This window comes from Desulfovibrio sp., assembly GCF_009712225.1.
In the GTDB taxonomy this organism is placed as follows: Bacteria; Desulfobacterota; Desulfovibrionia; order Desulfovibrionales; family Desulfovibrionaceae; genus Desulfovibrio.
In genome coordinates, this window is the sequence record NZ_WASP01000019.1 from 1 (window position 1) to 20599 (window position 20599).

Annotated in this window: 19 protein-coding genes; 13 read left to right on the forward strand and 6 right to left on the reverse strand. The window is 59.0% G+C overall.

Annotated elements, in window-relative coordinates; translation table 11 throughout:
* The first annotated feature begins 122 nt into the window (after nt 1–122).
* From F8N36_RS15570 to F8N36_RS15620, 11 genes are all read left to right on the forward strand, one after another.
* Nucleotides 123–1436, forward strand: coding sequence for an MFS transporter (locus F8N36_RS15570; protein ID WP_291334095.1), 1314 nt, complete (start codon nt 123–125; stop codon nt 1434–1436).
* A 106-nt stretch (nt 1437–1542) separates the two neighbouring features.
* Nucleotides 1543–1977, forward strand: coding sequence for a DVU0524 family FlgM-associated protein (locus F8N36_RS15575; RefSeq protein ID WP_291333918.1), 435 nt, complete (start codon nt 1543–1545; stop codon nt 1975–1977).
* Between the two features lie 32 nt (nt 1978–2009).
* A complete protein-coding gene (gene flgM / locus F8N36_RS15580) occupies nt 2010–2324 on the forward strand; it encodes a flagellar biosynthesis anti-sigma factor FlgM (RefSeq protein WP_291333920.1) in 315 nt (104 codons plus the stop codon).
* A 191-nt stretch (nt 2325–2515) separates the two neighbouring features.
* Entirely contained in the window at nt 2516–3628 is a 1113-nt protein-coding gene (locus tag F8N36_RS15585; protein WP_291333922.1) for a flagellar basal body P-ring protein FlgI, read from the forward strand.
* Nucleotides 3629–5182, forward strand: coding sequence for a rod-binding protein (locus F8N36_RS15590; protein ID WP_291333923.1), 1554 nt, complete (start codon nt 3629–3631; stop codon nt 5180–5182).
* 186 nt (nt 5183–5368) lie between these two features.
* The gene (locus tag F8N36_RS15595; RefSeq protein WP_291333924.1) at nt 5369–5833 is read left to right on the forward strand and encodes a flagellar protein FlgN; all 465 of its coding nucleotides are present in this window, start codon (nt 5369–5371) and stop codon (nt 5831–5833) included.
* A gap of 2 nt (nt 5834–5835) precedes the next feature.
* Nucleotides 5836–7950, forward strand: a complete 2115-nt coding sequence (gene flgK, locus F8N36_RS15600) for a flagellar hook-associated protein FlgK (RefSeq protein ID WP_291333925.1) — start codon at nt 5836–5838, stop codon at nt 7948–7950.
* A 9-nt stretch (nt 7951–7959) separates the two neighbouring features.
* Nucleotides 7960–9489, forward strand: a complete 1530-nt coding sequence (locus F8N36_RS15605; protein WP_291333927.1) for a flagellar hook protein — start codon at nt 7960–7962, stop codon at nt 9487–9489.
* A gap of 97 nt (nt 9490–9586) precedes the next feature.
* Nucleotides 9587–9823: a carbon storage regulator CsrA gene (csrA, locus tag F8N36_RS15610; protein ID WP_136400569.1), complete on the forward strand. Its 237-nt coding sequence runs from the start codon at nt 9587–9589 to the stop codon at nt 9821–9823.
* The gene (gene fliW, locus F8N36_RS15615; protein WP_291333930.1) at nt 9802–10308 is read left to right on the forward strand and encodes a flagellar assembly protein FliW; all 507 of its coding nucleotides are present in this window, start codon (nt 9802–9804) and stop codon (nt 10306–10308) included. The genes csrA and fliW overlap by 22 nt, the downstream gene beginning before the upstream one ends.
* Before the next feature lie 722 nt (nt 10309–11030).
* Nucleotides 11031–11360, forward strand: a complete 330-nt coding sequence (locus tag F8N36_RS15620; protein ID WP_291333932.1) for a YnfA family protein — start codon at nt 11031–11033, stop codon at nt 11358–11360.
* Between the two features lie 89 nt (nt 11361–11449).
* On the opposite strand, the gene dnaJ is transcribed toward F8N36_RS15620, so the two are convergent.
* Nucleotides 11450–12556, reverse strand: a complete 1107-nt coding sequence (gene dnaJ / locus F8N36_RS15625) for a molecular chaperone DnaJ (protein WP_291334097.1) — start codon at nt 12554–12556, stop codon at nt 11450–11452.
* Nucleotides 12557–12661: 105 nt separating this feature from the next.
* Nucleotides 12662–12898 (reverse strand): DNA-directed RNA polymerase subunit omega, encoded by a 237-nt coding sequence (rpoZ, locus tag F8N36_RS15630; RefSeq protein WP_291333934.1) that lies wholly within the window; start codon nt 12896–12898, stop codon nt 12662–12664.
* A gap of 258 nt (nt 12899–13156) precedes the next feature.
* Here rpoZ and F8N36_RS15635 point away from each other — a divergent pair, with 258 nt between their 5' ends.
* Both F8N36_RS15635 and F8N36_RS15640 read left to right on the forward strand, forming a co-directional pair.
* Nucleotides 13157–13960 (forward strand): tRNA 2-thiocytidine biosynthesis TtcA family protein, encoded by an 804-nt coding sequence (locus F8N36_RS15635; protein WP_291333936.1) that lies wholly within the window; start codon nt 13157–13159, stop codon nt 13958–13960.
* A 35-nt stretch (nt 13961–13995) separates the two neighbouring features.
* Nucleotides 13996–14895 (forward strand): M23 family metallopeptidase, encoded by a 900-nt coding sequence (locus F8N36_RS15640; RefSeq protein ID WP_291333938.1) that lies wholly within the window; start codon nt 13996–13998, stop codon nt 14893–14895.
* Between the two features lie 325 nt (nt 14896–15220).
* Here F8N36_RS15640 and gatA read toward each other — a convergent pair whose 3' ends face one another.
* The 4 genes from gatA to dnaK form a co-directional block, all read right to left on the reverse strand.
* Nucleotides 15221–16681 carry an Asp-tRNA(Asn)/Glu-tRNA(Gln) amidotransferase subunit GatA gene (gatA, locus tag F8N36_RS15645; RefSeq protein ID WP_291333940.1) on the reverse strand — a complete coding sequence of 487 codons (1461 nt, stop codon included), beginning with the start codon at nt 16679–16681 and terminating at the stop codon, nt 15221–15223.
* 110 nt (nt 16682–16791) lie between these two features.
* On the reverse strand, nt 16792–17088 hold the full coding sequence (gatC, locus tag F8N36_RS15650) for an Asp-tRNA(Asn)/Glu-tRNA(Gln) amidotransferase subunit GatC (RefSeq protein ID WP_291333942.1): 297 nt from the start codon (nt 17086–17088) through the stop codon (nt 16792–16794).
* 35 nt (nt 17089–17123) lie between these two features.
* Complete coding sequence (locus tag F8N36_RS15655; RefSeq protein WP_291333943.1) at nt 17124–18518, reverse strand: hypothetical protein; 1395 nt, start codon at nt 18516–18518, stop codon at nt 17124–17126.
* 141 nt (nt 18519–18659) lie between these two features.
* Nucleotides 18660–20576: a molecular chaperone DnaK gene (gene dnaK, locus F8N36_RS15660; RefSeq protein ID WP_291333944.1), complete on the reverse strand. Its 1917-nt coding sequence runs from the start codon at nt 20574–20576 to the stop codon at nt 18660–18662.
* Between the last annotated feature and the right edge of the window lie 23 nt (nt 20577–20599).

Genomic DNA, 20599 nt, shown 5'->3' on the forward strand with positions numbered 1-20599 from the left:
GGTCGGGGGGGTGGGGCGTATTGACCGTGCCGCATCCCCGGCGCTATTCTGACGGCATGAGCTCATCCATCGAAAAAGGTCACGGCTGGCTGCTGGTGGCCGTATGCACCTCCCTGTTTTTCATGCCGTTCATGATGGCTGGCGTAAACGCCGTGCTGCCGCCGCTGGGGCAAAGCCTCAACGCCAGTGCGCGTGAGCTGGGCCTTATGGGAGCATTTTACTCCATGGGGCTGGCTGTTTTTCAGCTGGCCAGCGGCAGCATGGGCGATATCTGGGGCTACCGGCGCGTTTTTTTGTGGGGCATTGCCCTGTTTGCCGTGGCGGGGGCCCTGCTGGGCTTTGTTCATTCCGTGCCGTTCTTTTTGCTGCTGCGTTTTGTGCAGGGTGTGGGCGGGGCCATGTTCAACGCCTGCGGTCTTGCCCTGCTGGCCTCTGCCGCGCCAGAGGGGCGACGCGCCTCATACCTCGGGTATAGCGGGTCTTCCGTTTACGCGGGTATTGCCTGCGGGCCGCCCGTGGCGGGCTTTGTGGCGGGCTGCTTCGGCTGGCAGTGGCTGTTTTGGGGCAGTGCCCTGGCCTCTGTGGCCGTGCTGCTTCTCATGAAATACCGCGTCAAGCTCGAGTGGCGCATGGCCAAGGGCAAACCCTTTGACTGGAAGGGCTGCCTTGTTTACGCCGTGGCCATGACCTGCCTGACCTTCGGGTCTTCCGAGCTGGCGTCGGCCCCAGCTATGGCTGGCGGTTTGCTGGGGGCCTTTGTGGTTCTGATGATCGTTTTTTGCGCCAAGGAGCTCAAAAGCGATTACCCTCTGCTTGATCTGCGGCTGCTTGCGCGCAACAGGGTCTTTGCCCTGTCATCGCTGGCGGCGTTCATCAATTATACGTCCTTTTTTGGCATAGTATTTTTCTTCAGCCTGTATCTGCAGTATGGGCGCGGCATGACCGTGCAGCAGGCCGGGCTGTTTCTGGCTTTGCAATCTGTGGTGCAGGTCATGACCACGCCAGTGGCGGCGCGGCTGTGTGGCAGCATTGATCCGGGGAAGGTCAGCGCCACGGGCATAGCCCTGTGCGGTCTGGGGCTTGTGGTGTGCGGGCTGTTGCGGGTAGATTCGCCCATGTATGTGCTGGTTTCGGCACAGTGTCTGCTGGGCATGGGCATAAGCCTGTTTGCACTGCCCAACACCTCCATCATTCTTGAAAGTGCGGGGCGCGACCGCGTGGGACAGGCGGCAGGCCTGACCGGGGCCGTGCGCACTGGTGGGCAACTGTTCAATATGGCTGTGATAACTCTGACGCTGGGCTTTTACCTTGGCAGCGAACCTGCGGGGGCGCACAATATTGATGCGTTTATGGGGGCCATGCGTGTGGACCTGATAGTTTTTGGCCTGCTCAACATACTGGCAGTGGGCTGCGCCCTTGCCCGCAATCGTCAATAAACAGGTTTTTTCTGCAATGCGCTGATGTTGCAGAATAAAAGCTTTTTGGGGCATGTCTAAAGTTTTTTTTGATCCTGCCGAAAAGAACGGCAGGACGGGAAACACCATGGCCGATGCAACCGCCGCGCAACTGCGCATGATGCTTCAGGGGTATGAACAGCAGCTGCTGGCAGCCCGACGCCTTGCACGGCTGAGAATGCGACGTAGAATGGCGGCAGGTGATGATCCCAACGATCCCGACCCCGCAACAAGGCGTCACCTGATGGTTGAAAAGGTGGCGCGTGAGCTTTACGAAGCACTGCTCTACACTGGCAGCGACAATCCCGTGGTCGAAGACATTCGCCAGGAACTTGGGCGAGAAGTAGGGCAGGAGGTGCAATTCACCTATCCTCCCGGCGGCAGATTGCGTATTGTGGGCCAGGGGCCAGAAGGCCTTGAGCCCTTGTCTGACGAAACACTGCGTGCATCGCGCAACGCCCTGTGGCGCGTCACGCGAAAAAAGGTTGACGAAAGCATGCTTGACGAGCCTGAGGCCGGGTAACCGGATGGCAGGCGACGCAGGCGGAGAGCACTATGGAAATTCAGGGAAAGATCAATAATTTTCTCGATCCTTACGGTACGGCATCGAGTCTTGACAAAAGCGGCGAAGCCAAGCTGAAGAACCGGGCCAGCTCCACCACCTCTGATGCTGCGCAGGGGGACACTGTAAGTGTATCGCAAGATGCACTGCTGTTGACCGAAGCTCGCCGCACGGCCCAGAACACGCCTGACGTGCGGGCCGAAAAGGTGGAGGCCCTGCGCATTCAGGTTTCTAACGGAACCTACAAACCTGACAGCAAGCTTATAGCCGCCAACCTTGTGCGCGAAGAACCGGGCCTGTTCCGGTAGCGCCGGGCTGACATAAACATGCCGAGCGGTCATGGGTAATTCCATGACCGCTCTTTTTTTATGCCTTCAGCCTGGGGGCGCGGCAGTTGCCCATACAGCGGCGCACCAAATGGCGGCACGGCGCCGAAAAACAGTTCGGCATGCTTTCTGCAATCTCCTCTGTGCCGGTATTCCGGCAAGGAGTCTGCGCCATGAAATTGACGATACTGCGCCATCCCATCTTCTGGATTACCACCGCCGCACTGCTGGTTTGCTGGGCCCTGCCCGCGCAGGCCGTGCGCATCAAGGATATCGCCACGTTTTCGGGCGTGCGCGACAACCAGCTCATCGGGTATGGGCTGGTTGTGGGCCTGGGGGGAACCGGCGACAAGAAGGACTCCGTCTTTACCCTGAGCTCCATGAAAAACATGATGGACCGCATGGGCGTTGGCGTAGACGCCTCGGCCCTGAAGATCAAGAACGTGGCCTCGGTCATGGTAACAGCCCGCATGCCTGTTTCGGCCAAGCCGGGCACACGGCTCGACGTAACGGTCTCTTCCGTGGGCGACGCCTCGTCCCTCTTGGGTGGCGTGCTGCTGCAAACCGCCCTCAAGGGCGTGGATGGCAAGGTATACTCCCTGGCGCAGGGCGCGTTGACTGTTGGCGGTTTTTCCGCATCGGGCAAGGCGGCCAGCACCACCAAGAACATCACCACCGTCGGCATCATTCCCGGCGGCGGCATTGTTGAAAGGGGCATTCCCTTTGAGTTCAACCAGCAGGACAAGCTCACGCTCAACCTGCGCGTGGGCGATTTTTCCACGGCGCAGCAGATTGCGGAACGCCTGAACGGTGCCATGGGCGGGCGTTATGCCCGTGCCGTGGATGCCACCAGCGTGACCATGGACGTGCCGCCGCAGTACCGCAACAACCTCGTGCCGCTCATGGCCTCGGTGGAAAACCTTGATGTGAGCCCCGATACCGCCGCAAAGGTGGTGGTGGACGAAAAGACCGGTACGGTTGTGCTTGGGCGCGATGTGCGCATTTCGCGCGCGGCGGTGGCCCACGGCAACCTGCAGATAACAGTGCAGGAAAGCGAGCAGGTTTCGCAGCCCGGCCCCTTCTCGCAGGGGCAGACCGTGGTAACCCCGCAGACAGAAACAAACGTGCGCGAAGAAGCGCGCCACCTCATGATGGTGGAAGGCGCAACCCTTCAGGAACTGGTGGACGGCCTCAACGCCATCGGGGCAACCCCCCGCGACCTCATATCCATTTTGCGGACCATGCAGGCTTCGGGTTCATTGCACGCGGATCTGGAGGTAATCTAAATGACCACGCCCATGTCAACCGCGCTTATTCCTCCTGAGGCCGGAGCGGGAGAAATTGCCCGCAACGAAATGCAGTCGCGCCTGGCGGGCCTTGGCAGCCTGGGCAGCAAAAAGATGGACCCCGCGCAAAAAGAAAAGAAACTGCGCGAATCGTGCGAGGGGTTTGAATCCATATTTATCCAGAAAATGTGGGAAGAAATGCGCAAAACCCTGCCCAAATCCACCTTGCTGCACGGCAAGGAGGAGCAGTTCTGGCAGGGTATGTACGATCAGGAACTGGCCAAAAAAATGACATCGGCTGGCGGTATTGGTCTGGCCGACATGATGTACGCCCAACTTTCGCGAGGGCTGGTTTCTGCCAGCCGAACCACAGCAACAGACGCCTCGGGCATGAGCCAGCCAGCCTTTACGCCCGAAGCCGCGCCCATGCTCACGCGTACCAACTCGCCCGAAGGCGACTACGAAGGCGGTTCCGCCTCCTCTGACGGCCACAGGCGCGCGTCCGGTCAGGCGGCATCGATTTATGGCGGCGTTCTGCCCACTCAGGATGCGGGGCACGTGGCCAACGGCTCTGCGGCAGCCGGCACCCTCACCGGAGATCAGGCATCTGCCGATGGGCAGAATCCCGAAGAAGCCGCCCGTCTTGCCCAGCAGGCCATGCAGGCATCTGCACAGCCAGAGCGGCACAAGGTCGTGCGCACTTCCAATGTTCCCAACATGAATTCCGGTCTCAATCTGGCCCGCATGGCGCAGTTTGAGGCGGGCAGCAAGCTTGGGGCCAATACCGTGCGACCGTCCATGCAACAGATGATGGGCATGGCTCAGCCCCAGAACCGTGTTCAGCAGCCCGGAGCAGTCTCCGGGCAATCTGCTGGCGGCGCGGGCATGGAGCAGGGATTTGCGCCCATGGAAATGCCCAACATGGATATTCCCCCGCTCACAGCCAGTGCTTTTGAAACGCAGGCTGGTGGGCAGCCCGCGCAAGCTGGCACACAGGCGTCCATGCAGGCCGCAATGCGCCCCGCGCAAGGGCAGCCCGGTCAGTTGCAGCCGCCGCAGCAGCCGCAGAAAGTACGCTTTACCACCAACGTGCCGCCCGCAGGCCGCGGCGGCAAGCAGGGGCTTATCCGTACACTGAATACTGATGGTTCTGGCCCCAATAGCCATGCTGGCGCGGGCATTGCTGCCTATCACGCCCAGCAGGCCCAACAGGGGCAGCCCGGCGGCATGCAGCCTGCGCAGGCGGCTCAGGCTGGCGGTGCACAGCCAGCGGCTCAGGTCAGCCCGCTGCCTATGGGGCCAGCAGGTTCTCCAGCGGCCATGGGAGTGAACCCGTCCTCGGCTCCGGCTGCCAGCCCGGTGATTACCACGGGCACGCCAATGCCAGCCCAGGGTGGAACGCCTGCCACTGCGCCGGGCATGGTCAGCCCCGTGCCACTCACCGGTGGACAGATATCGGTGCGGCAGAGCGGCAAGAATGCGGACAGCCGCAACGCGACCGCATCGGGAATACCGCCGCTTACAGCAACCGACGTGTACGGTGGCAGACAGTAGCTGACAGCGGGTCTCTGCACGTAGTTCCGCAGCCCTGCAGTGTCGGGCTTTTTGCGCCAGTGCCGCGCATAGGGAATAATTTTTCAGGCACGAAATTTGCTTGAATTGGGGCGGGGCGGCAGTTTCTGCATCCCCGCCGGGCCGCATAAATGCGCGGTTGGGAGCAAAAGTTCCTTGGAGGCACACATGCAAAACATCATTCATGAATCGCTTTCGCGTCAGGATAAGGCCCTGTGCCTGTTGCGCGATCTTCTTGAAGAAGAATACAGCAGCCTTCTCAGCCGCGATACAGATACCGTGGTGTCTCTGGAATTTTCCATTCAGGAACTGATCCGCCATCTGGCGGTTGAAAAGACCTTTGTCATCAAGCTGCTTGGTGGCATGCGCGTGGCGGAATATGCTGGCGTGCTCCCCGAAGATCTTGGGGCGGCCATGCTGGCGACCTTGCGCAGCATAGATACGAGCGAGCAGAGCGTGGCGCGGCAGGCCTCGCGCAATACCACGCTTTCGCTGGCCCTGCTTGACCAGAGCAGTCGCACCCTTCAGGCCCTTACAAGTCAGGCCATGCCGCCCAAGGCGGAAACCTACGGCCGCCGTGGCGGCATGCGCACCCAGCATCCCCAGGCAGCGCTGATCTCCGGGAGGCTGTAGTCATGCTCAGCGGTCTTTTTAATGTAGGGCAAACCGCCCTCAACGCCGCGCAAGCCTGGATTTCGGTCACTGGCAGCAATATCGCCAATGCCGATACCGAAGGCTACACCCGCCGGTATGTGGATCAGCGCGATGCGGGAACCCTCACCACCAAACCGGGCGGCGAGGGGCTGGGCGTTAACGCGCAGCAGATTCTGCGCTATTTCAACTCTTTTCTCGAAAGTTCCTACGTGACCCAGTCGAGCAATTCCTCGCGCTGGAGCGAGCAGGAAAACATCATGGGTTCGGTTGAAAGCCTGTTCAACGAGGCAAACCGTACAGGCGTAAGCGCCGCCATGAACAAATTTTTCACTGCCTGGAAGGATCTTGCCCAGCGCCCCGGCGACACTGCATCGCGTGAATCTCTGCTTTCGTATGCCGACAACCTCAGCGACATGCTTGGCAGCACGTCTGACAGCGTAAAGGCTCTGCAAAGCCAGATGGACGTGTCCATCGGGCAGGGGGTGGACCGCGTAAACGAGCTGGCCAAGAGCATTGCCTCGCTCAACAAGCAGATCAACGCCAATACCATTGACGGTGTCAGCAACCCCAATGCCCTGCTCGACCAGCGTGACATGCTCGTGCGCGAGATGGCCACCTACGTCAACGTTTCCACTGTGGACAAGGGCAACGGCGACTTTACGGTTTCGCTGGCCACCGGGCAGCCCCTTGTGCAGGGTATTAACACCAATTCGCTCGAAGTTCTCTCGGCCCGTGCAGAAAACCGGCTCTCCGTAGGTTCGTCCTACGGGGGCAAGGTGCAGTTTGATGGCTCCGACAGCCACGAATACACGGTCGAGATTCTTTCGGGTGGCAATGCTGTTGCTGCTGGTACCAGCGGCAACCCCACGTTTCGGGTTTCGCTCGATGGCGGCAAGACCTGGCTGCGCGACGAAAACGGCGCTGAACTGCATTACGAGATAAGCTCCAACGGTACCACCGTTGATCCGGTGCAGGTAAAGAACCTCAAGATTTCCTTCAGCTCTCTCAGCAATTTTACGGCTGGCGACAAGTTCGACATCATGCCCAAAACCGGGCTCTACTGGAACGAACCCACCCGTGGCCCGCAGAATGTTACGCCGCAGACCTTTTTTGACGGCACGGAAAACCAGAGCCGTGTGTCTGGCGGCAAGCTGACCACCTATTTCAGCATTCGCGACGACAACTGCGGCCGGTATATGGACGAGCTGGATGCCACGGCCAAGTCGCTTATCTGGGAAGTGAACCGCATCCACAGCCAGGGCGCGGGAACCTCGCTGCTCGACTACGCACAGGGTCAGCAGACTGTGCTCAATACCACCGTGCCCCTGGGTTCTGCCCAGACAGTTCTGCCCGATTCCGGCAAGATTCAGGCAGGCAACGTCAATTTCTACTTTTACGACAAGACCACGGGCAACTATGTATCATCTGGTCAGCTGGATTTTGACACAGCCACCGCTGGCGTGCAGAACTTTGACCCCACGGTGCATTCACTGGACGATGTGGCCGCCGCCATCAACAATACGTTTCCCACCCAGCTCGCCGCCACCATTCAGGACGGCAAGCTGGTGATAAGCTCGGCTGCGGGCAGCAACCTGCAGTTTGCCCTGGGTACGGACAGCACCGGCATGATGGCGGCCCTTGGGGTAAACACGTTTTTTACCGGCACGGACGCCAGCACCATAGCTGTGAACAGCCAGCTGCACGGCAATGTGAACTACATCGCGGCGGGGCAGGTAAACGGTCAGCAGCAGGTCAACAAGGGTGACAATGTCAATGCCTCGGCCATTGGCAAGCTGGCCGACACCAACGTGACCATCTCCACGGTGTGGAAAACCACCACCAACCAGACCATGGCGCAGTACTACGCCAGCCTTGTTACCACGGTTGGCGCAGACACCCGTCTGGCAAAAACCAACTCTGAGTATCACAAAACGCTCACCAGCGATCTTGATACGCAGGTAAGCTCTGCCTCCGGGGTAAACCTGGACGAAGAAATGGCCAACCTCATAAAATTTCAGCACTCCTACACGGCAGCGGCCAAACTTATCACCACCGCCGACCAGATGCTGCAAACCCTTCTTGGGCTTAAGCAATAGGAGACGATTATGGGTATTCGCGTTACACAAAGCAGAATGTATGACACCCTGACGAGCCAGATGCAGAAGAATCTGTCTGCGTACATGGAAAGCAACGAACAGGGCTCAACCCAGAAAAAGATCAACCGCCCTTCGGACGATCCTGCCGGAACCTATCGCGTTCTCACCACGCGTAACGATATTGAGGCGACCAATCAGTATCAGAGCAACGTTGATACGGCCAAGGGCTGGCTTACGCTGACTGACAACGTGCTTGGAACCCAGCTCAGTACCGCGCTTACAAGCCTGAAGAGCTTGGCAGAGCAGGCCGCTACGGGAACCTACACTGCGGCGAACCGCCAGCAGATTGCCTACCAGGCCCGGCAGATTTTTGGACAGATTCTCAATCTCTCCAACACCCAGTACGAGGGCAACAGCATTTTTGGCGGCCAGCGTTATGATCGCAGCGCCTTTCAGGAGGGGCTGGCCCTGACCAGCGCCGACACCAACTGGAATACGGCCATTCAGGCTGGCGGCTACTCCATTCAGGGGGCAGCCAAAACCTCGATGATGGTGCAGTTTACCAGCACCGGCACGCTGGACGGTGGCCCCCAGACCTTTCGCTGGTCTGAGGACGGCGGTACAACCTGGAATACGGGAACCACTGCTGGCAGAACCATGACGCTGAACGGCGTGACTGTAACGATGAACAGCGACATGGCCGTTACCGCGGCCGATGTTACCGCTGGCGCCGGCTCGCACAACGGTACCCTTGTGTATATCAGGCCCACCGCCGTGTACCAGGGTGACGACAACGATCCGCCGCCCACCATGACGGTCATGGGCGGGCCTGCGAACCTGGTCACGTCAGCTTCTGGCGCTTTTGGCGGCAACGTTCTGGTGCGTATGGACAGCGCGGCCAACCTTGCCTCGTCTGGTACAACGGTCAATTATTCGTACAGTACCGACAGCGGTTCAACCTGGATTTCGGCCACAGCCACCACCAACGGCTCAAACAATATGCGCCTGCTGGTTCCCAGCGGTTATGTGGATTTGGATGCAACAACAGTGGCGGGCAATACCGTTACCGCAGGAACGCAGATTCTGGTGCACCCCAACCGCGCTGATCTGAACCTGGAAATAATGAAAGACTCATATGTTTCCGTAAACAATGTGGGCAAGGATGTTTTTGGCGGTTATTACGAGGGTAAACCGGCTCTTGATTCTTCCACTAACCTGTTTGACATGGTTGGTGATTTTGTCAGCTATTGCGAAAACAACAATCAGGAAGGCTGCCAGCAAACCCTTACCAGAATCGCCAGTGTGCAGCAGAATGTTCTTACGCAGACTGCCCGCGTGGGCGGACTGGAAAACCGGGTTACGACCGCCAGTGACATGCTCAGCTTTCAAAAGGTAGACCAGCAGGAACGTTTGAGTTATACTGAAGACATAGACCTGACCGAGTTGCTGACAAAACTTACACGGCAGCAGTTGACATATCAGACAGTGCTTCAGTCTTCTTCAAAGATCATGCAGATGAGCCTGTCCAGTTATCTCTGATGTCGAATGACGGCAGAAGTGGCCGCCAGACTACCCCGGAGTCGCGTTAGTGGCTGCCCGGTTCGGTTCAAGCAACGATATAATAACGGAAGCACCTATGCTCATATTGACGCGACGCCCAGGAGAAAGCCTTTATCTGGGCGAAAATATACGCATAACTATCCTGGGCATGCAGGGCAAACAGGTCAAGCTAGGCCTGGAAGTGCCCGATGACACCACGATTTATCGCGAAGAAGTGTACAAGCGGGTTGTTGAAGAAAACCGTCGCGCCCTTGAAACCAGTACTAACGACCTCATGGTGGCTGCTGAACTATGGCACGAAACAAAGAAATAGAAATCGACACCCGTCTTGGACGTCGCTGTATCGATGCGGACAAGGTTATCCACTTTCCCCGCGGTCTGGCTGGTTTTGAAAACGAGCGGGACTTTGTCCTGCTGCAGATCAGGCCAGAAGCACCGCTGCTCATCCTGCAAAGCGTGAGTACACCGGTTGTTGGACTGCTGGTTGCTGATCCTTACAGCTTTTTTGACAAATCCTACGCGCCGCAAGTGGGAGACGCAGAAAAGCAGCTGCTGAACATTGAAAGCCTTGAGCAGGCGGCCCTGCTGGTGACGGTTTCCATCCCCGCTGGCGCGCCCGAAAAGGCCGTGCTCAACCTTACGGGGCCCATTGTCATCAATTATGAGGCGCGCATGGGCTTGCAGGTTCCACAATGTGCCGATGGGCCGCAGCAGGTAAACATGCATACGCTTCAGCCGGTAGAAGGCGAAGGGCTGGGGGGTGGGCCTGCCTCTGGTGAGGCTGCGCCGCAAAAATAATTTTTATTTGTCAGTTTAGGCAATGAACCCGGCTTGTTATGAGGCCGGGTTCATTTTTTTTGATCGCCAGAAGAACCGGATGCTGCACAGCTCCAGACTGGTTGTGTACCTAATTGCATAGCTAACAATTTGTTATTGCAGTAAATATTCTGTTGAATAGTGGCAGGCCACATGCTAACTATTTTTTCGGTGGTGAAATAAATAACTTGCATAACAGGAATTGTGGTGCTAGATTGAGCGCACAAACAGTGGATAATTCCCCTGGATAAAAAGAAATTTTATGAGAACAACGTTCTCATAGTGTAAAAATTACAGACGGCAACCCTCGGCAAACGCACAGCCCCTTCTGTGTATCCGCTGCCCCTTTAGCGGAGCTGTTTGCCTGCCTCTGCGTCCGCGCCGTTCTTCCACGCCTGGCTGGAACGGCCATAAGGACAATGTTGGCCCGGCGGCATACCACAGATGCCGCCGGGCCAAGTATTTATTCTGTCCTTCAGCAGCTCGTCATCAGTCTGGCAGCTACGTGCAAACGTTGGCTCATGCCAGCTGCGTCATGCTTTCTTTTCTGTTAATTCCATGTTTTTTGCCCTGCCACGGTGCGGATGCGCGTGTTGCCTTTTGGCCTTGTGGCAGGTATGGGCAATGCTGGCGGGGGCTTCCGTTTTTTTGTATTAAAGTGGCCAGCAGTGCCTTGCTGCGCGGCAAAAAGGATATGCAGGCCGATGATTAAGACATTTGCGCTCTTTGTTGCTACGGCACTGGCTGAGATTACAGGGTGTTATCTGCCGTGGCTTTGGCTGCGCAGAGGGGGATCGGCATGGCTGCTTGTTCCCGCCTGTCTGAGCCTGGCTCTTTTTGCGTGGTTGCTTACCCTGCATCCGGCGGCAAGCGGCAGGGTGTACGCGGCCTACGGCTGCGTGTACGTGGTTACTGCCCTGCTTTGGCTACGGATTGTGGACGGCGTTGCTCTGGCAAACACCGACATTCTGGGCGGACTGGTGGCACTTGCAGGAATGGGAATAATCGTGTGGGGGTGGGGAAATCCGGTTTGATTCCATTCTTGCACACCAGAAGAACAAAAAAAGCCGGGATAAACCCGGCTTTTTTATATTTGTCTGCAGATGCGGTCTGTCTGAAAATTCTAGTCAATGCCCATGGCTTTGCTGATTTTTTTGGCAGCCTTCTTTACTTTCTCCAGCGGGCTTTTTTCAGCCGCGGCCTCAAATTCGCGCAGCAGATCTTCCTGCTTGGAAGAAAGACGCGTGGGGGTGAGCACCTTGACCTCTACCAGCAGGTCGCCACGTGAACGGCGGCCAGGGTAGGGCATGCCTTCGCCCGTCATGCGCAGCAGGGTGCCGCTCTGGATGCCCTTGGGAATTTCAAGGGGCAGGTTGCCGTCGAGGCCGGGAACTTCGGCCCGGTGCCCCAGTGCCGCCTGCACAAAGTTGATTTCGAGCGTGTAGATGAGGTCCTGGCCCTGGCGCTGCCAGCGTTTGTCCTGCTCTACGGTAAGCACCACGTACAGGTCGCCCGCAGGGCCGCCGTGCACACCGGGTTCGCCCTCGCCGCGCACGCGCAGGCGGGTGCCGCTGTCCACACCGGCTGGCACACGCACTACCAGTTCGCGGGTGTCGGTGGTGATGCCCTCGCCCTTGCACTTGGGGCAGGGCTTGGTGATCACTCGGCCCGTGCCCTGACACGAAGGGCAGGGCATGGCAATCTGAAAGAATCCTTGCGAGCGGCGAACCTGACCAGAGCCATTGCACTGGCGGCAGGTTTCTGCCTTGCTGCCCGGAGCCGCGCCGCTGCCGTTGCATTCGGAACAGGTCACGTGCTTGGGCAGGGAAATGCTGATCTCGTCGCCCTTGGCTGCCTGGGCAAACGTGATGGTCAGGTTGTAGCGCAGGTCTGCCCCGGCCATGGGGCGGGGACCACGGGTGGCGGTGGAAAAGCCAAAAAGATCGCCGAAAATATCGCTGAAATGCGCAAAGATATCATCATTGCTGCCAAAACCACCAGCACCGCCCTGCACGCCTGCGCGGCCAAAGCGGTCGTAGCGCGCGCGTTTTTCGGGGTCGCGCAGCACATCGTAGGCCTCGGCGGCTTCCTTGAACTTCTGCTCGGCCTCGGCATTGTCGGGGTTGTGGTCGGGGTGATACTTTAAGGCCAGCTTACGGTAGGCCCGTTTAATTTCGTCGTCTTCGGCGCTGCGGCTTACGCCCAGCACTTCGTAGTAATCGAGCTCCATCGTAGTTCCGGTCACTGTGCGGCTTGTGCGCCTGTGTTAAAGGTTGTACATAAGCGCGGCGGCCTCCCTGGGGAAGCCGCCGCACGGACAGGCTGTGCCAGAGGGCTATTCCTCTGCGGCGGCCACTTCCTGGCCGGGCAGGGGGTTGTAAAGACTGACATCATCAGGCAGAACCTTTCCTGCGGCGATTTCGCGCAGGGCGGTCACGGCCTCTTTGTTGCGCGATTCCACCAGGGGTTCGTAGCCTTCGCGGTACTGATGCACGCGCTTGATAGCCATCTGCACCAGCAGAAAACGGTTGTCCACGCGTTCCTGGCAATCTTCAACGGTAATACGGGCCATGCTGCCTCCGTAATTAGCGGCTTAAACGCCGCATTCCGGGCCACCACAGGCAACCCGGTTGATAAATAATACCGCCCAACCATTTGTAAAGGCCGGGCGTGTGCAAACACCTTCGCGCAGGTTTACCCTGCTGAAATAAGAATTGATATATGTCGTCTGCTGCGCTGTCAATAGGCTGATAAAATGGCGGCCAGTATGGCTCTACAGGCATGGTCAGGATTTAGCCCCTCGCCGGCCAACAGGATATGCGAAAAAATTATGAGTAGAGAAAAAAGATCGTTCGCCCAGGAAACCTGCGTAAAAAGCGCTGGCAAGGCCATGCAGAAAACCGGCATGCTCTGGCCGGGCTGCCGCGTTGCGGTGGCTGTTTCTGGCGGGGTAGACAGTTTTGTGTTGCTGCAAAGCCTTAAAATTCGTCAAGGAATCGTACCTTTTCACTTTGAAATTATGGCGATTCACCTTAACCCCGGTTTTGACGAAAAAAGCCATGCGGCCCTGTTGCCCTGGCTGGCCAGAAAGGGCATACCCGGCCATATTGAAATGACCACATACGGGCCGGATGCGCATTCAGAAAAAAACCTGCGCCGGTCGGCCTGCTTTCGCTGTTCGTGGCTGCGCCGCAAGCGGCTTTTTGAGCTGTGCGGGCAGTACGGTATAACCCATCTTGCTCTTGGGCATAATGCCGATGACCTGGTGCAGACGTTTTTCATGAATTTGAGCCGCAATGGCCGCGTTGACGGCATGAGCATGAACGAGTCGTTTTTTGGCGGGGGCCTGCAGTTGATACGCCCGCTTTTGCTGGTGGAAAAAAAGTTCATTCTCAAGGCCGCCAAGCAGTGGGAGCTGCCCATCTGGGCCAATGCCTGCCCTTCGGCAGGCAATACGGCGCGCAGCTCCATGAGCGAGACGCTCGAGCATCTTTATGCCGTGTCAAAAGATTCGCGCCGCTGCATTTTTAACGGATTGACCCGCTGGCAGCTTGAAAAAAACAGCGCGTCCACCGACTTGTCGCTGGAAGTGCCTTTGCCTGATGGCGAAGGGGCTGATTTGACCGCAGATTGACACGGGTTGCTTTCCGGCCCTAAAGTACTCGCTCAATGCTGTTCGGCAAATATCACATAGTCATCTTCACCGAAGGTCGTAGCGGCAGCCGCAATGTGCGCATGCGCGGCTGGTTCGGCATCATTGCGTGTCTGCTTGTGCTGGCTCTTGTGGCCTGCAACGTGTGGCTGGTGCGCAACTGGCTTGAAACCCGCCATCTGGGCGACGACCTGCGCAATGCGGATAAAACCATTGAAGAGCAGCGTCGTCAGCTGGTGAATCTGGTTGAACGCATATCTGTTGTGGGCCGCGATCTTGAGCGGGTGCAGAGTTTCGACTCCAAGCTGCGCATCATGATGAACATGGAAAAGGATCCCGCCGAAACTGGCGCTGCCGGTGATAAACCAGGAGACTTTTCGCGCACCTATCTGCCGCTGCACCGGCAGGAGCTTGCCGCCCGCAAGATGCTTGAATTTCTCACCCGGCTTTCCGAATCCGTAAAGCTCGAAGAAGTGCGCCAGCAGGATCTGCTGCTGGCCCTGCGCGAAAATCGCGATGCTCTTTCCTCCATGCCGACAATCTGGCCGGTGGTGGGTTTTGTTTCGTCCAGCTTTGGCTGGCGTTCCGGGCCGTTTGGGGGCCGGGGGCAGTTCCACAAGGGGCTCGACATTACCAACCGCATCGGCACGCCCATCATTGTGCCCGCTCAGGGCATCGTGACCCTTTCGGGGCGCGACGGCGCGTATGGCTTCAGTGTCGAGATCAACCACGGCAGCGGCATTGTCACCAAATACGGGCATATGCAGCGGTGCGCCGTGCAGGAAGGCCAGTGGGTCAAGCGCGGCGAGATCGTGGGGTATGTGGGCATGAGCGGGCGCACCACCGGGCCGCATCTGCACTACGAAGTGCGCCTCAACGGCGTGCCGGTCGATCCCATGCGCTATATTCTGGAATAAGATGTTTGGGCACGCTTTGGATTAGTGGTGGGCAGTGCCTGCCAGACTGATTTCGCAGCCTGTCTTTTTAGACCTGATGATGTCATGGCCCTGTTTTTAATGCTCACGTACCTGAGTACGTTGCGCTTAAAAACGGGGCTTTTCGTTGTCAGGCCAGAAAATGCGTATTTCGCGAATTCGTTCACCGCCTCCCATTGTCTCGCGCCGTACAGGCGTCTCCCCGTCGCCGGAAGGCAAAACGCCGTGTCCTAAGGGCATAAAATCCAGCAAAAAAGGGAGCAAGCCTTTCGGCCTGCTCCCCATGTATCAATTTAGCAAAACAGTTCTACAGCGCTGGCGCTCCAACCCCCGGCAGAGCCTGCTCAAGGGCATAGCCAAGTGAAAGCAGCTCACCCTCGGCGAAAGCCTTGCCAAACAGCTGCATGCCCACGGGCATGCCACTTTCCGCGCCGAGCCCCACAGGCATGGAAAGGCCGGGCAGCCCAGCCAGATTGAGCGAAAGCGTGTAGGCATCCATTAGATACATCTGCAGCGGGTCGGCGGTCAGGCTGCCCACGTTCCACGCGGTGACAGGCGAAACCGGTGCCCACAGCGCATCGCACTTGTCGAGCGCAGCAAGATACTCGTCGCGGATAAGGCGGCGCACCTGCGCGGCCTTGCGATAATAGGCATCGTAATAGCCGGATGAAAGCACATAGGCACCAAGCATGATGCGGCGCTTCACTTCCTGTCCGAATCCCTCGGTGCGGGAACGCACGTAGAGGTCTTCAAGGTTCTTGATGTCGGTGGCGCGGCGGCCATAGCGTACGCCGTCAAAGCGTGCAAGGTTGGAGCTGGCCTCGGCCATGGCGATGATATAGTAGGTGGCAATGGCCGCATCGGTGTGCGGCAGGCTCACTTCCACCAGTTCCGCGCCCTGGGCCTGGGCAATGCCCATGGCTTTGTCGCATACGGCGCGAACTTCGGGGGCAAGGCCCTCGCCAAAGAACTCCTTGGGTATGCCCAGCCGCGCACCCTTAAGACCCTTGCCGCCCAGAGCGGTAACGTAGTCCTCCACAGGGCGCGGGGCGCACGTGCCGTCGCGCTGGTCATGACCGGCGATCACGCCGAGCACACGGGCGCAGTCTTCCACCGAGCGGGTCAGCGGGCCCACCTGATCGAGCGACGAACCATAGGCAATGACACCGTAGCGTGAAACGCGCCCGTAAGTAGGCTTGAGGCCAACGCAGCCGCAGAGCGATGCGGGCTGGCGAATGGAGCCGCCCGTGTCTGTGCCAAGCGAGGCAAAGCACTGACCGGCCGTGACCGAAGCGGCAGAACCGCCACTGGAGCCGCCGGGAACCTTGCTGGTATCACGGGGGTTGCGCGTGGTCTGATAGGATGAGTTTTCCGTGGTGGAGCCCATGGCAAACTCGTCCATGTTGTTTTTGCCAAGAATGACAGCCCCTGCCTCGCGCAACTGCTGCACGGCATAGGCATCATAAAAGGGAGTGTAGTTTTCGAGAATACGCGAACCGGCCGTGGTGCGCAGCCCCTTGGTGGACAGCGCGTCCTTGACCGTAACCGGTACGCCCCACAGGGGTTTGGCCGGATCAGGGCCCTGCTTGTCCAGCGCGGTGGCAGCGGCAAGCGCTCCTTCCTTGTCCACGGTGAGCATGGCGGCAATGCCTGGCTCGGTGGCATCCATGCGCGCAAGGCAGGCCGTCACGGCTTCATGGGCGCTCAATTCCTTTTTTTGCAAGGCCTGGGCCGCTTGTGTAAGCGAGAGGGAACAAATGTCGGTCATGGTGTTCTCAAATATGTTCTGCACTGCGGCTGTGCCGCCCTGTGCTGTGCGTGCATGTGCGGGTGGCAGCCCTGCCGCTGAGCGGCGCGGGATAGCCAGCCCGGGCCAGGCTAGACTATGCGGGGTACGATAAAGTACTCGCCGTCGGCTTCGGGCGCATTGGCAAGCACTTCGCTGCGCTCACGCCTGCGGGCCGATACGTCTTCGCGCTGGGGGCCGGGGTGCTGGGCCGGGCTGTACAGCGGTTCAACATCGCTGGTGTCCACCCGTGCAAGCACGTCCATATATGCCAGAATGTCACCCATCTGACGGGCAAACAGGGCCTGCTCTTCTTCACTTACACTCAACCGCGAAAGCGAGGCCATGTGGCTCACTTCCTCGAGGTTGATGGTTTTGTTGTCGGCCATGTGCAATCCTTTTAAGGCAATGCCTGCGGGCGCGGTCAGCGCGCAGCGGGCAGGCTGAGTTTGTACGAGGGGCGGGGCGTGTTGCTCATGATGGGCGCGCTGGGCTGGGGCTGGCCAGCCTGCATGGCCGGGGTTGCTTCCGCCCCTGCGGCCGGAGCCGTAAGGGGAGCGCCGGTGGCGTCCACGGGCGGTAGACCCTGCATGCGCAGCGCGGCCTGTTGCAGCACGCGTGCGCGCGCCTGCTGGAAGGCTTCGGCATCAACAGGCGTCATGCCGTTGGCCGTCACGCCAAACAAAAAGAGCTTTTGGTGCGCAACACCGGCATTGTCCCACGAAATGGGGGCCATGCCCCAGATCATCTTGGAGGCGCGCTGGGCGCGGGCGGTGATTTGCGGCGTGGTCAGGCGCGAATCAAGCCCCATGGAGGCAGCGAAGCGCACAAAGTCGTAGCCCAGGGCATTCCAGAAGTCTGTGCCGGGAACCTGAAGCGCCCGGGGGGCCTGCGGCTGGTTCCATGCACCGGGAAACACCGCCAGCGTGTATTTGTCGGCGTTGGTCACGGTCTTGCCAGAGAGGCTCTGTTCCCACAGGGTTGTACCCAGCAGCACCAGACGATCCTCGCCGTTGTACAGCAGGCTTGTGGTCAGCATTTCCATGCTTTTCCACGAGTCGGGCAAAAAGAGCGCCTCAAAGGAAGTTTGCGGCACAGGGGTTTTGCTACCCTGAGGCGTTTGAGCCCTGATGAGGGGCGCAACCGCATCGCTCCACGAAGCGGGCTCGGCGGGATTGTACGAGGCCTTTTGCAGCAGCATGTTCTGGCTGGCAAGGCTCTGTTCCATGAGGCCGGTCATGCGTACGCCGTAGGCGTCGGTGGGATAGAACGCGCCGTAGGTGCGGATGTTCAGGCCCGTGGTGGCAAAACCGATGAGGGTATCAATCTGGTCTTGCGGGCTGGGGAAAAAGCGCCATGCCCGCGCGCCTTCGTCGCCCTGCTCAAGAGAAGGCACAAAGGTGAAGAAAGCCCTTTTTTCCAGAGCGCCGTGCTCGCGGGCCTGGGCGTAGTTGCGGGCCTGAAGCGGGCCGCCCACAACAGCGCAGGACTGGGGCAGGGCGTCAAGACGCTGCAGCCAGTCGGGAGCTTCGGTATTGATGGTTTCCACGCGCAGCTTGATGCCGTTTGAGGCCAGCTCGTGCTGGGCCATCTGCGCACCGTGGCGCACCTTGCCAGCGATGGCCGCATACTGGCCGGAAGAAGGCAGGGCAAGCACCACGCAGGGGCCTACGGCGGGCGCGGGCGCTACGGGCTGGGGTTTTGGCTCGGGGGCTCTCTGCCCCATGCCAAAAGGCATCTGACACGCGGCAAGGCAGCCAAGGAGTGCCAGCAGCGAAATATTGCGTGCCAGCACGGCGAATGAGCGGCGTATGGTCATGGCGGTATCCTGTTTGTAGTACCGGCGGGCCCGCCGTGCGCGGGCCGCAAAAAAAGGTCTGGTTCGGTGAACCAGACCTTTTTAGTACAGGGGAGGCGTGGTTGCAAGTTCGGGGCTGGTGCCGCCGAGCTGCTCCAGCTCTTATTTCTTCACTTCAGTGTAGTCTGCGTCCACCACGTCGTCGCCGGCGTGGTTCTGCTGATGGCCTGCGCCAGCGGCACCGGCATCTGCGCCGGGCTGTCCGCCAGCCTGCTGGGCCTGCTGCTGGTAGAGCTGCTCGGCCAGCTTGTGTGAGGTCTTGGCCAGGTCTTCGGTGGCAGCCTTGATGGCAGCCGCGTCTTCACCTTCCATCAGCTTGCGCAGGGCTGTGATTTTGCCTTCGATGTCGCTCTTGAGAGCGGCGTCGGCCTTGTCGCCCAGGTCGGTCAGCGACTTTTCCGTGCCGTAGATCAGGCTGTCGGCATGGTTGCGGGCTTCGATCACTTCCTGCTTTTTCTTGTCGTCCGAGGCATGGGTTTCAGCCTCGCGCACAAGGCGCTGGATGTCGTCTTCCGACAGGCCGGAAGAAGCCGTGATCTTGATGGACTGTTCCTTGCCGGTGCCCATGTCCTTGGCGGACACGTTTACGATGCCGTTGGCGTCGATGTCGAAAGACACCTCGATCTGCGGCACGCCGCGGGGCGCCGGGGGAATGCCAGCCAGGTCAAAGCGGGCCAGCGTCATATTGTCGGGAGCCATGGGGCGCTCACCCTGAAGCACGTGGATGGACACCGAGGGCTGATTGTCAGAGGCCGTGGTGAACACCTGGCTTTTACGCGTGGGGATGGTGGTGTTGCGGTCAATCAGTTTGGTAAACACGCCGCCCATGGTTTCGATACCAAGGGAGAGCGGGGTCACGTCGAGCAGCAGCACGTCCTTGACGTCGCCGGTGAGGATGCCGCCCTGAATGGCAGCGCCCATAGCCACAACTTCGTCGGGGTTCACCGAACGGTTGGGTTCCTTGCCAAAGAACTTGCCCACAACGGCCTGCACCAGGGGCATGCGGGTCATGCCGCCCACGAGAATGACTTCGTCAATCTGCGAGGCGCTCATGCCAGCATCGGCCAGGGCCTTTTTGCAGGGCTCGATGGTGCGGTCAACAAGGTCGCTGACCAGCGATTCAAGCTTGGCGCGGCCAATCTTGATGAGCATGTGCTTGGGGCCGTTCTGGTCGGCAGTGATAAAGGGCAGGTTGACCTCGGCCTCCATGGAGGTGGAAAGGTCTTTCTTGGCCTTTTCAGCGGCTTCTTTCAGGCGCTGCAGGGCCATGCTGTCCTTGGAAAGGTCAATGCCGTTGTCGCGCTTGAATTCTTCCACAAGGAAGTTGATCACGCGCTGGTCAAAATCTTCGCCACCGAGGAAGGTATCGCCGTTGGTGGCGCGCACTTCAACAACGTTATCGCCCACTTCAAGAATGGAGATATCGAACGTGCCGCCGCCGAGGTCGAACACGGCGATCTTTTCGTTGGCTTTTTTGTCCGCACCGTAGGCCAGCGAAGCCGCGGTGGGTTCGTTGATGATACGCTTGACGTCAAGGCCGGCAATACGGCCCGCGTCCTTGGTGGCCTGACGCTGGGCGTCATTAAAGTAAGCGGGCACTGTGATGACCGCTTCGGTAACGGTTTCGCCAAGGTAGGCTTCAGCGTCGGCCTTCAGCTTGGCCAGAATCATGGCCGAAACTTCGGGCGCGCTGTAGGTGCGGCCGTCAACTTCCACACCGGCGTCTTCATTGGCAGCCTTTACGATGGCGTAGGGCGAATGCTCTTTCCAGCGGCCAACTTCGGGGCTGTCAAACTTGCGGCCCATGAGTCGCTTGATGGCGAAAACGGTGCGCTTGGGGTTGGTAACTGCCTGGCGCTTGGCGATGTCGCCAACCAGACGTTCCTTATCTGTAAAGGCTACCACTGAAGGAGTGGTGCGGCCGCCTTCAGGATTGGTGATGCATTTGGGGTCCTTGCCCTCCATGACGTAGACGCAGGAGTTGGTAGTACCCAGGTCGATGCCTATGATCTTGGACATATCTGAATCCTCCTCAGGAAAAC